Origin of the sequence: Marinobacter flavimaris, from assembly GCF_045057155.1 — a bacterium.
Taxonomy (GTDB): Bacteria; Pseudomonadota; Gammaproteobacteria; order Pseudomonadales; family Oleiphilaceae; genus Marinobacter; species Marinobacter manganoxydans.
Genome location: NZ_CP171359.1, coordinates 2,833,854 through 2,845,540 on the forward strand (window position 1 = coordinate 2,833,854; position 11,687 = coordinate 2,845,540).

The 11,687-nt window shown below is 56.9% G+C and carries 12 protein-coding genes; 8 read left to right on the plus strand and 4 right to left on the minus strand.

Annotation, left to right across the window (positions count from 1 at the left end):
• Window positions 1–51: 51 nt before the first annotated feature.
• From ACGK9W_RS13395 to trxA, 3 genes are all read right to left on the minus strand, one after another.
• On the minus strand, window positions 52–285 hold the full coding sequence (locus ACGK9W_RS13395; RefSeq protein WP_014578277.1) for a hypothetical protein: 234 nt from the start codon (window positions 283–285) through the stop codon (window positions 52–54).
• Between the two features lie 63 nt (window positions 286–348).
• Window positions 349–675, minus strand: a complete 327-nt coding sequence (locus ACGK9W_RS13400) for a hypothetical protein (protein ID WP_014578278.1) — start codon at window positions 673–675, stop codon at window positions 349–351.
• Window positions 676–760: 85 nt separating this feature from the next.
• Entirely contained in the window at window positions 761–1,624 is an 864-nt protein-coding gene (gene trxA, locus ACGK9W_RS13405; RefSeq protein WP_014578279.1) for a thioredoxin, read from the minus strand.
• 207 nt (window positions 1,625–1,831) lie between these two features.
• On the opposite strand from trxA, the gene lon reads away from it, so the two are divergent.
• On the plus strand, window positions 1,832–4,282 hold the full coding sequence (gene lon / locus ACGK9W_RS13410) for an endopeptidase La (protein WP_273045361.1): 2,451 nt from the start codon (window positions 1,832–1,834) through the stop codon (window positions 4,280–4,282).
• A gap of 28 nt (window positions 4,283–4,310) precedes the next feature.
• Here lon and ACGK9W_RS13415 read toward each other — a convergent pair whose 3' ends face one another.
• Window positions 4,311–4,805: a MarR family winged helix-turn-helix transcriptional regulator gene (locus ACGK9W_RS13415; protein WP_008171562.1), complete on the minus strand. Its 495-nt coding sequence runs from the start codon at window positions 4,803–4,805 to the stop codon at window positions 4,311–4,313.
• A gap of 165 nt (window positions 4,806–4,970) precedes the next feature.
• On the opposite strand from ACGK9W_RS13415, the gene ACGK9W_RS13420 reads away from it, so the two are divergent.
• From ACGK9W_RS13420 to ACGK9W_RS13450, 7 genes are all read left to right on the plus strand, one after another.
• Window positions 4,971–5,879: a TPR end-of-group domain-containing protein gene (locus ACGK9W_RS13420; protein ID WP_053113031.1), complete on the plus strand. Its 909-nt coding sequence runs from the start codon at window positions 4,971–4,973 to the stop codon at window positions 5,877–5,879.
• 154 nt (window positions 5,880–6,033) lie between these two features.
• The gene (locus tag ACGK9W_RS13425) at window positions 6,034–7,146 is read left to right on the plus strand and encodes a branched-chain amino acid ABC transporter substrate-binding protein (protein WP_053113032.1); all 1,113 of its coding nucleotides are present in this window, start codon (window positions 6,034–6,036) and stop codon (window positions 7,144–7,146) included.
• A 162-nt stretch (window positions 7,147–7,308) separates the two neighbouring features.
• A complete protein-coding gene (livH, locus tag ACGK9W_RS13430) occupies window positions 7,309–8,232 on the plus strand; it encodes a high-affinity branched-chain amino acid ABC transporter permease LivH (protein WP_014578284.1) in 924 nt (307 codons plus the stop codon).
• On the plus strand, window positions 8,232–9,503 hold the full coding sequence (locus ACGK9W_RS13435; protein WP_108017896.1) for a high-affinity branched-chain amino acid ABC transporter permease LivM: 1,272 nt from the start codon (window positions 8,232–8,234) through the stop codon (window positions 9,501–9,503). The genes livH and ACGK9W_RS13435 overlap by 1 nt, the downstream gene beginning before the upstream one ends.
• A 6-nt stretch (window positions 9,504–9,509) precedes the next feature.
• Window positions 9,510–10,265, plus strand: coding sequence for a high-affinity branched-chain amino acid ABC transporter ATP-binding protein LivG (gene livG / locus ACGK9W_RS13440; protein ID WP_405417144.1), 756 nt, complete (start codon window positions 9,510–9,512; stop codon window positions 10,263–10,265).
• 9 nt (window positions 10,266–10,274) lie between these two features.
• Window positions 10,275–10,976, plus strand: coding sequence for an ABC transporter ATP-binding protein (locus tag ACGK9W_RS13445; RefSeq protein ID WP_008171549.1), 702 nt, complete (start codon window positions 10,275–10,277; stop codon window positions 10,974–10,976).
• A 240-nt stretch (window positions 10,977–11,216) separates the two neighbouring features.
• Window positions 11,217–11,681 carry a DUF3015 domain-containing protein gene (locus ACGK9W_RS13450; protein WP_008171548.1) on the plus strand — a complete coding sequence of 155 codons (465 nt, stop codon included), beginning with the start codon at window positions 11,217–11,219 and terminating at the stop codon, window positions 11,679–11,681.
• Window positions 11,682–11,687 lie beyond the last annotated feature (6 nt).

Below are 11,687 nucleotides of genomic sequence, written 5' to 3' on the forward strand. Positions count from 1 at the left end.
CCGGCCCTGGCGTGATAAAAAGCGGCCCCAGTGACGGGGCCGCTTTGCTTTTCAGCGATTGGAACGACGCGCTTTCCAGTTGGGAATAACCCAAAAGACCAGGGCTCCGAACACAGCCCCGATAATGCCAATCAACGCTACCTGCAGACCACCATTACCCAGAACCCCATCCTGGACGTTCTCCATCGCCAGCAAGCCGGCAATGAGGATCCATGGAGTGAGAAGAATAAGGGCGCTCAAAGCCAGAAATCGCTGAATTCGACGATCATCTTTTCGACTACGCATAATGACCTCTCCCAATAAATGAGCCTATGAATACTGCATCTATTAGTCATTGGATCAGGTTCGTTATTTTTGCCTCACAAACTTGGGCACAAACCCCTCTGGCTTGTCCCTGAGCCACTCAACAAACGTCCGCAACTCCTCCAGCTGCAGCAGCTTTTCCCGGGTGTTGAAGTACAGACCCAGTTCGTATTCCGAGCGAGCTTTATGAATGGCGTTATGACACGGCCTGCACACCCACAGGGTTCGGGTGATCAGATCTTCTTTGGTGAACAGTTTCTGGAAGCGCTTCTTCCGATGCAGGTGCTTGGGGATAAGGTGGTGCCGGGTGAGCCTGGCAACCGGGCGTTCGCAGAGTTCGCAATTGTCTGGCTGGGGTGGGAGCTTAAGCATTGTGTTTGCTTGAACGAGGGCCGGATGAAGACATTCACCCGGCCCCGGATTCAACCTCGGGTTCTGATCTCCCCGAGCAACCTAATCAGTGCATCAGGGTATAGAGCTTTCGCCGATAGGTCCGCACATCCGGGTTATTGTTACCCAGCTTGTCGAACAGCTCGATCAGCGTTGTCTTGGCCACTTCGTCCTTGTATTTACTGTCCACCTGCATCAAACGGATCAGAAGATCCATGGCCTCGGCGTTGTTCTCCTGTAATACGTGGTGGAGCGCCAACTGATGCAGAGCGTTCGGGTCTTTGGGATCCTGCTCCAGCGCCATTTCGAGATCCTTGATCGGTGGCAGCTCGGCAGACTGCCGGAGAAACTTCAGGCGGGCCGCCAACTGCTTTGCCTGGTGCTGCATCTTCTCCTCCGGCGGAAGGCTTTCCAGTACCTGTTCAGCCGTCTCAAGATCACCCATCTCCGCTTTCAGCTGGGCAAGATCAATCAGTACCTTCAGGTTCTCGGGATCCTCCTGGTTCATCTGCGACAGGATGGCCAGCGCTCCCTCAACATCGCCCTCTTCCCAGATCCGATGGGCCTTGTCATACGGATCCTCCTTTGGCGCTTCAACATGCTTGTCCAGAACCTTGCGGATTTCGTTTTCCGGCAGCGCACCGTTAAATCCATCCACCGCCTGGCCATTCTTGACCAGAATGACCGTTGGCAGACTGCGCACACCAAGGCTGGAGGTAAGCTGCTCTTGCTCGTCCGCGTTCACCTTGGCGAGCATGAACGCGCCCTGGTAATCCTCAGCGAGCTTTTCCAGCAAGGGCATCAACTGCTTGCACGGAGCGCACCACTCAGCCCAGACATCGACCAGAACGGGTGTGCTGGCAGAGGCTTCCATCACCTTCTGCTGAAAGTTTTCCATGGTAGCGTCAAAAATATACGGAGAGTTGCTCATGCAAGGCACCTGAAAAGTCGTATGAATCATCGGAAACTGCCAGAGACATGGGGCCAACTCCCGGAAATTCAAGCGCCAACAGCGCCAACCCAACTCCTTGAAATCACCGTATCTGCCGTTACATAGCTAATAAGCAACGCCCCGGGGCAACGACGCAGCAGCCCGTCCCGGGCAGATTCACAACCTTTCCGGATGGATACTCGCGGCATGAATGATGAGACGCAAAACGATTCACTAGAGGAATTCGAAGAGGACGTGACCGAATATATCGGCAAGGACGAGCACAGCAAGAGCCTTGCCCTGCCCCAGCAGATGATGCCCCGGCGCATGTACGTGCTGCCGGTTTCGAACCGTCCGTTTTTCCCGGCCCAGGTGCAGCCTGTGGTGGTCAACCAGAATCCGTGGCAGGAAACCCTGAAGCGGGTCGGCGAAACCGACCACAAGGTCATGGGTATCTGTTTTGTGGAAGAAGAGGATGCGGAGGCAGGCGTTCCTGCCAGCGAACAGCTGGAGACCGTCGGCTGCGCCGTGCGCGTACATCATGCCCAGAATGAAAGCGGCAAGGTTCAATTCATCGCCCAGGGGCTTCAACGCTTTCGGATTGTCCAGTGGTTGCGCCGCAAACCGCCTTACCTGGTTGAAGTGGAATATCCGGCAGAACCGGAAGAAGAGGCAGACGAACTCAAGGCCTACACCCTGGCCATTATCAGCGCGATCAAGGAGCTGCTGCGCACCAATCCGCTGTACGGCGAGGAGGTAAAACAGTACCTGTCCCGGTTCGGGCCGGATGACAGTTCTCCGCTTGCCGACTTTGGCGCCTCGATGACCAGCGCTCCGGGTAACGAATTGCAGGATGTGCTGGACACCGTTCCCCTGCTCCGCCGCATGGAAAAGGTCCTGCTCCTGATGCGCAAGGAACAGGAAGTCGCTCGGCTGCAGTCGGAAATCAGCGAGGAGGTTAACGCCAAGGTGCAGAAGCACCAGCGCGAGTTCTTCCTGAAGGAACAACTCAAGGTCATCCAGCGTGAGCTGGGCATGGCCAAGGACGACAAGACCGCAGACGTGGAGCGTTTCGAGCAGCGCATGGCAGAGCTGCAACCGCCCGAGGCTGTGCAGGAGCGTTTCCGGGATGAACTCGAAAAACTGCAGGTGCTGGAACAGGGCTCCCCGGAATATGGCGTTACCCGTAACTATCTGGACTGGCTGACCCAGGTTCCCTGGGGCGTTCACTCGGAAGATCACTTCGATCTGGCCGAAGCAAGGCGGATACTCGACCGCGATCACGACGGCCTCGACGATGTGAAAGACCGAATCATCGAATTTCTGGCGGAAGGAACGATCAAGGGCGAGGTCAGCGGTTCGATCCTCTTGCTGGTAGGCCCACCGGGCGTTGGCAAGACATCGATCGGCCATTCCGTGGCGGATGCACTGGGGCGGAAGTTCTATCGCTTCAGCGTTGGCGGCATGCGGGACGAAGCTGAAATCAAAGGCCATCGCCGCACTTATATCGGCGCCATGCCAGGCAAGTTTGTCCAGGCACTGAAAGATTCAAAAGTGGCGAACCCGGTCATCATGTTGGATGAAATCGACAAGATCGGTGCGTCCTTCCAGGGCGACCCGGCCTCTGCCCTGCTGGAGACACTGGACCCTGAACAGAACCGCGACTTCCTGGACCACTATCTGGATGTCCGCATGGACCTCTCAAAGGTTCTGTTCATCTGCACCGCGAACCAGCTGGACACGATTCCGCGGCCGCTGCTGGACCGCATGGATGTCATTCGTCTGTCCGGCTATATCGCGGAAGAGAAACTGGCCATCGCCAAGCACTTCCTGCTTCCCAGACTGCTGAAGCGGGCTGGGCTGCTGAAAAAGCAGCTCAACATCACGGACGCAGCGATCAAGCAGGTTATTGAGGGCTATGCGCGAGAGGCCGGCGTGCGGAGCCTGGAAAAACTCCTGCACAAGATACTCCGCAAGGGGATCGTGAAGCTGCTGGAAAACCCGGACCAGCCGGTCAAGGTGGGCGTGTCGGATCTGCAGAGTTATCTGGGGCAGCCTTCGTTCAAGAAAGAGAAATCCCTGAAAGGCACCGGCGTTGTCACTGGCCTGGCCTGGACCGCCATGGGCGGAGCCACCCTGAGCATCGAGGCCTCCAGGATTCACAGCGCACAACGCGGCTTTAAACTGACGGGCCAGCTGGGTGATGTCATGAAAGAGTCCGCAGAAATCGCCTACAGCTATGTGTCCTCAAACCTCAAGCGCTTCAAAGGCGACCCGACGTTCTTCGACAAGTCCTTCGTGCACTTGCACGTGCCCGAAGGCGCCACGCCGAAGGATGGCCCCAGCGCCGGTGTCACGATGGCCACCGCCCTGCTGTCGATCGCACGCGGAGAGGCGCCACAACAAAACATCGCCATGACCGGAGAGCTCACCCTGACCGGACAGGTGCTGCCGGTAGGCGGCATTCGAGAGAAGGTCATTGCGGCGCGTCGGCAGAAAATCAGTAACCTGATCCTGCCGGAAGCCAATCGGGGGGATTATGAGGAGCTGCCGCAGTACCTGAAGGAAGGCCTGGCGGTGAACTTTGCCAAGCATTACAGCGATGTTTTCCAGGTGTGCTTCGCCAATAAGCCGAGGAAAGGGTCTTCGGTGCACTAATGGCAGGAGAAAGCCTGGCTCATTGAGGTCAGGCTTTCTCCTTCCACCCGTCATCCTTCAGAACCGACCCAACGGTTAGCACCGGTGATGCATCAATATCATCCGCATCCATCATGTTGGCCACCCGCTGAAGCGAAGCCAGGATCATCGTTTGCTCCCATTCTGCCAGGCTCTGGAATTTCTGAATGAAATCCTCCTGCAACGGATTGGGCGCCCGGGCCAGAAGATCTGCACCTTCCTCGGTCAGGTGCGCGTGAACCTTACGTTTGTCCTGGGTGCTGCGTACCCGATAAACCAGTTTCCGATGCTCGAGGCGATCCAGGATGGTGGTTACCGTCGCCTGGCTGAGACTGACCTTTTCCGCAATGGTGCCGATAGTCACCTCGCCCAGATCCCGAATCGTTCTCATGATCAGCAGCTGGGGCCCCGTGAGCCCGGCATGCTTGCTGAGACGCTTCGAATGAAGGTCCGTCGCCCGGATAACCCGCCTGAGAGCTACCAGTACATCTTCATAACTGTTCACAGCAATACTCCGATTCGGTCATGGGAATTTCTTTATACCCCTAACTATTAGAGGTCTTTGCACCCATGATTGCAAGTCAGGGAGATTCCCGGCATTTCTTCGGCCTTCCACTATGCTAAGGTTTCCCACTTGTTCCACTTACGACAGACGGACGGAATGCGCCCGATGATCAAGTATTTCCTGCCTTTTCTTTTGATGACGACGTTCGCCGGTACCCTCTTCGCCCAGGATAAACTGGGGCCAGAGGGAGAACTCACCTCAGAAGACCTGAGAGAGAGCATCAAGACTCTGGAAAAGCCGATGTATACCCCTTTTATCGAGCTTTACCTGTTAGAAGAGAGCAAAGCGTTGCGCAAAGAAATGCAGAACACCCGCGCAGAACTGATCGAAAAGGTGGTAGACAAGGAACTGTCCGTTGCCGACAAAACCATGTCCTATGCCACCGATACCGTTACCTACTTCTTTTACTTGATCGCCGGCGCCACCTCCATTCTCGTGGTGATCGGCTGGAACTCCATCCGGGACATGCGCAATCAGCTGACCAGTCTGGCCGAAAAACGGGTCAACGAGCTGGTGATCGAGTATGAGCAACGGCTCGAGTTCATCGAGGACCAGCTCAAGCAGAAATCCGACATCATTCACCAGAACCAGGCCGAGATCGAGCGCACCAACGAAGTGCATTCCCTGTGGCTGAAAGCCAGCCAGGAAACCTCACAGCAGAACAAGATTTCCGCCTACGACCAGATTCTGGATCTTCGCCCGGATGATGTGGAAGCTCTGAGTTACAAGGCCGACGCTGTCCTGGAAATGCAGGAACCGTTGTGGGCCATCAGTCTCTGCCAACGCGCGCTGAAGCTTGCACCGGATAATGGCCACGCGCACTATCAGCTGGCATGCGCCTATGCGGAAATCGGCCGCTGGGAGGACGCAGTAAGCACCTTGAAGAAAGCTATTGAAATTTCCGAGGCATACCGCGACGATGCTTCCGTAGACGTGAGTTTTGATCAGCTCCGCGAACATGAGAGCTTCCGGGTGCTGGTCTCAGAGGATGAAGAAGACGGCAGGGACGCGTGACAACGTTCAGAGCGGCACGGGTTTTGCCTTTGCAGACTGGCCCGTGTTCCGGAGCAAACTCCAGAGCCATCTGCTTGACAAGCAGTGAGGTGTGGTGTTTTTTTAACTCTCTGAGAACACAAGAATAACCCTGAAATAAAACAGGACAGACTCAATGAGAACTTCAGTAAAAAAACTCGTAACCGCTGTTAGTACTTCCGTCGCCCTGATGGGTGCCGGCCACGCCGCCGCAGAAATCCAGATCGGTATCGCCGGCCCCATGACTGGCCCCGTTGCCCAGTATGGTGACATGCAATTCTCTGGCGCCCGCATGGCGATCGAGCAGATCAACGCCAATGGCGGTGTCATGGGCGAAGAGCTCGTTGCCGTTGAATACGACGACGTGTGTGACCCGAAGCAGGCCGTAACGGTTGCCAACAGCCTGGTCAACGATGGCGTTCGTTTTGTAATCGGCCACCTGTGCTCCAGCTCTACCCAGCCCGCATCTGACATCTACGAAGATGAAGGCATCCTGATGGTGACGCCGGCTTCCACCAGCCCGGAAATTACCGAGCGTGGCTATGAACTGGTGTTCCGTACGATCGGCCTCGACAGCATGCAGGGCCCGGTTGCCGCCAACTACATCGCCTCACAGAGTCCTGAGCGCGTGGCCATCGTTCACGACAAGCAGCAGTACGGTGAAGGTATTGCCACCGCGGTTCGTGACACCCTGAAGGACGCTGGCGTTGAAATCGCCATGTTCGAAGGCATCACCGCCGGTGACAAGGACTTCTCATCACTGGTCACCAAGCTCAAGCAAGCTGATGTGGACTACGTTTACTACGGCGGTTACCACCCGGAGCTGGGTCTGATCCTGCGCCAGGCTGACTCCGCTGGTCTGGATGCCCGTTTCATGGGCCCAGAGGGCGTGGGTAACAAGGACATCAATACTATCGCCGGCGAAGCAGCCGAAGGCCTCCTGGTAACCCTGCCACCGGCATTCGATCAGAAAGCTGAAAACCAGGCGCTCGTGAAGGCGTTCCAGGACAAAGGCGAGGATCCTTCCGGTCCGTTCGTTCTGACCTCCTACACCGCGGTTCAACTGGTGGCAGAAGGTATTGAAGCGGCCGACTCCACCGATCCGTTCGATGTTGCCGCTGCGCTGCGCGAAGGCACCTTCCAGACTCCGATCGGCACCGTTGAATACGACAAGGCCGGCGACATGAAGTCATTCGAGTTTGTTGTGTACGAATGGCATTCAGATGGAAGCAAAACTCCGGTAAACTAAGCCAAAATCGTTAACAAACGGTAATCATGAGAACACCTTCTCACCGCGATCCGGGAGAAGGTGTTTTTCTAGGCTCCTGTTGATCCTCCCCCACTTCCTGCCCGGATATCCCGGACACGGGGTGTGGTAGCGGAGGGAGCAGGCTTTCGGAGTCCCATAACAATGCAAGACCTCCTTTATTTCTCACAGCAGCTCATCAACGGGCTGACGATCGGGAGCACTTACGCCCTGATCGCCATCGGCTACACGATGGTTTACGGCATCATCGGCATGATCAACTTTGCCCATGGTGAAATCTATATGATCGGTGCCTACACGGCGCTGATTGCCATTACCGGCCTCGCCGCTCTTGGCATTGCCTGGTTGCCACTGATACTGATCGTCGCACTGCTGTGTGCCATGATCGTCTCCAGCTCCATGGGCTGGGCAGTGGAACGGGTGGCCTACCGGCCCGTGCGGGGGCGTCACCGCCTGATCCCGCTGATCTCCGCCATCGGCATGTCCATCTTCCTGCAGAACTACGTTCACCTGGCACAGGGATCCCGCAACATTGGTTTCCCGGCCCTGATTGACGGTGGTTTCAACTTCGGTTCCGGTGACGGTTTCCAGATGTCCCTGTCCTATATGCAGATCACCATCTTCATCACCACACTGATCTGTATGACAGCCCTGTCCCTGTTTATTTCCCGTTCACGGACTGGCCGCGCCTGCCGGGCCGTGTCACAGGACCTGGGTATGGCCAACCTGCTGGGCATCGACACCAACCGGATCATCTCGGCAACCTTTGTGATCGGTGCGGCACTGGCAGCCGTTGCCGGCCTGCTTCTGGGCATGTACTACGGTTCGGTTGATCCTCTGTTCGGCTTCATTGCCGGCTTGAAAGCCTTTACCGCAGCGGTACTTGGCGGCATTGGCAGCATACCCGGCGCGATGCTGGGAGGACTGATATTGGGCGTGGCAGAGAGCATGACCTCCGGCTACCTCAGCGGTGAGTACAAGGATGTGATCTCATTCAGCCTGCTGATTCTGATTCTGCTGTTCAAACCCACCGGCCTGCTCGGCAAACCGGAGGTTGAGAAGATCTGATGGCTGCTAACAATTTCAGACACGCACTTTTCTGCGCGTTCATTACACTGATCATTTCCTACCCGATCATTGGGTTCAATCTTGAGGCCCAGGGCATCAACGTGACCCTGACCGGCGCCGATGCCACCACCATCGTGATGGTATTGCTCGCGGCAGTGATCGTATTCCTGTTCCAGATGTTCCGGGAACAGATCATGGGAGGCCTGAAGAGCATTCCCCATCCTCTGCCCCAATCCAACAAAGAGCCGATGGCGGAAAACCGTCGGGCAAAGATTGAGTCCTGGGTACTGACCGGCATCGTGGTTCTTGCACTATTCTGGCCCTTCTTCGTGTCCCGCGGTGCGGTGGATCTGGCGACCCTGGTGCTGATCTACATCATGCTGGCCCTTGGCCTGAACGTGGTGGTTGGCCTGGCCGGGCTGCTGGACCTTGGCTATGTGGCGTTCTACGCCGTGGGCGCCTACACCTTTGCCCTGCTCTCCCAGTACACCGGCATTTCGTTCTGGCTGGCGCTGCCTATCGGTGCTCTGCTTGCCGCCCTGTTCGGTCTGGTGTTGGGCTTTCCGGTACTCCGGTTGCGGGGGGATTATCTGGCCATCGTAACCCTCGGGTTTGGCGAGATCATCCGGATACTTCTGAACAACTGGACGACGCTGACTGGTGGCCCCAACGGCATTGGTGGCATCCCCGATCCAACCCTGTTCGGCATGGAATTCGGGCGCCGGGTGAAGGAAGAAGGCAACACCTCGTTCCACGAAACCTTCGGCATCGCCTACAGCGGTGAACACAAGGTTATCTTCCTGTACCTCATTGCCCTGGTTCTGGCGGTATTCACCGCGCTCGTAATCCGTCGATTCATGCGGATGCCCGTGGGCCGGGCCTGGGAAGCACTGCGGGAAGACGAGATCGCTGCCCGCTCCCTGGGTCTCAGCCGCACCGCAGTGAAGCTGTCCGCCTTTACCATTGGCGCCTTCTTTGCCGGTTTCGCCGGCACTGTGTTCGCCTCCAAGCAGGGCTTCATCAGCCCGGAATCGTTTGTCTTCCTGGAGTCTGCCATCATCCTGGCGATCGTGGTTCTCGGCGGCATGGGTTCCCAGATCGGCGTGGTACTGGCAGCAATCGCTGTCACCATCCTGCCGGAACTGGCCCGTGAGTTCTCCGAATACCGCATGCTGATCTTCGGTGCCGCCATGGTGCTGATGATGGTCTGGCGTCCGCAGGGCCTGATGCCCATGCGCCGCATTCATATTGAACTGAAAAGGCAGGAGTGACAGACGATGCTTGAAGTACAGAATCTGTCCATGCGCTTTGGCGGCCTGCTGGCGGTAGACGAAGTGTCTCTGGACGTTCAGGAACACGAGATTGTGTCCATCATCGGCCCCAACGGGGCCGGGAAAACCACCGTATTCAACTGCATGAGCGGCTTTTACAAGCCCACCGGCGGCAAGATCCTGTTTGAAGGTAGCGAAGTACAGGGCAAACCTGACTACAAGATCTCCCGGCTCGGCATGGTGCGCACCTTCCAGCATGTCCGCCTGTTCAGCCAGATGACCGTGGTGGAAAACCTGCTGGTGGCTCAACACCGCCACCTGAACACCAACCTGATTTCGGGCCTGATCAAAACCCCCAGTTACCGGACCAAAGAGCAGAAATCCCTGGATCGGGCCGCCTACTGGCTGGATCGGGTTGGCCTGCTGGATCTGGCCAACCGGGAAGCCGGCAACCTCGCCTACGGTCAGCAACGGCGTCTGGAGATTGCCCGCTGCATGGTCACCGAGCCCAAGCTGTTAATGCTCGACGAGCCGGCAGCCGGCCTCAACCCGGCGGAAACCAAGGAACTCAACCAGCTGATCATCAGCCTGAAAGAGGACTACAACGTTTCCGTAGTGCTGATTGAGCACGACATGAGCCTGGTAATGGATATTTCCGACCGCATCAACGTCATCAACCAGGGCCGCCCCCTGGCCAGTGGCACACCGGAAGAAATCCGCCAGAACGACGACGTGATCAAAGCCTATCTGGGCGAGGCCTGAGGTAAACACATGTTAGTACTAGAAGATGTCCATACCCACTACGGCAAGATCGAGGCCTTGCACGGGGTGTCTGTCGAAGTCAAAAAGGGTGAGATCGTCTCGCTGATCGGCGCCAACGGCGCCGGCAAGACCACGCTGCTGATGACCGTCTGCGGTAACCCCCGGGCCAGTTCAGGACGCATTTTCCTGGAGGGCCGGGAAATCACCAACGAATCCACGGCGCAGATCATGCGCTCCGGCATCGCCATTGTTCCGGAGGGGCGTCGGGTGTTCTCGGGCCTGACCGTGGAGGAAAACCTCCACATGGGTGGTTTCTTCAACACCAAGGCCGAAATCCGCAAGAGCCAGGAGCACGTCTACGAGCTCTTCCCGCGCCTCAAGGAACGTGAACATCAGCGTGCCGGCACCATGTCCGGCGGCGAGCAGCAAATGCTGGCTATCGGGCGGGCCCTGATGAGCAGGCCAGAGATGATCATCCTTGATGAACCATCACTGGGCCTGGCACCGCTGATTATCAAGCAGATCTTCGAGATCATCGGCCAGCTTCGCGAGGAAGGCATTACGGTTTTCCTCGTCGAGCAGAACGCCCACCAGGCCCTCAACCTGGCAGACCGGGGTTACGTGCTGGAAACCGGAAAGATTCGCCTGCACGACACGGGCAAGAATCTGCTCAACAACCCGGATGTCCAGAACGCCTATCTGGGCGGCTGATCCTGGATCCTTGCCTCGAAGCATAAAACCGGAGCATGCACGCTGCTCCGGTTTTTTTTTGGGCTAAATCAAATACTCACCAATCTTTAAACTTGCGTTGGCTGGATTTCAACTATACTCAGATCAACGGTCAACCTGTCTCCACAAGACCAGTCAGGGCCGTTTTCGCAATGCTGCTCCACGTCAGGAGCAGCATTGTGTATTGCGACGACAGCTTTAAACCACAGGAAGGAGTGGATAATGAAAAAACTGATCGCAGGTGCAATTCTTCTTGGTGCCTCTTCCATGGCCTTTGCCCAACCGGGCTGTGGCGTCGGTGCCATGATCTGGAAAGGACAATCCGGCATTGCCCCCCACGTACTCGCTGCAACCACCAACGGTACCTTTGGTAACCAGACGTTTGGTATGACCACAGGTACCCTTGGCTGCCAGACCAACCAGTCTGTTCAGTCCATGGCCATGTACATGGACAGCAACATCGACAAGGTGGCCCGGGACATGTCCCGCGGTTCCGGCGAGAACCTGGACACCCTGGCAGTACTTCTGGGTGTTGACGAAGCGGATCGCGATGCGTTCCGCAAGGTGCTGCAGGACAACTTTGCCACCATTTTCCCGGACTCTGACACCACCTCCGGCGAAGCCGTGGACGCCATCGTCGCGCTCCTGGAGCAAAACGAGTCACTCAGCAAATACGTAGCAGCCTGATCCAGG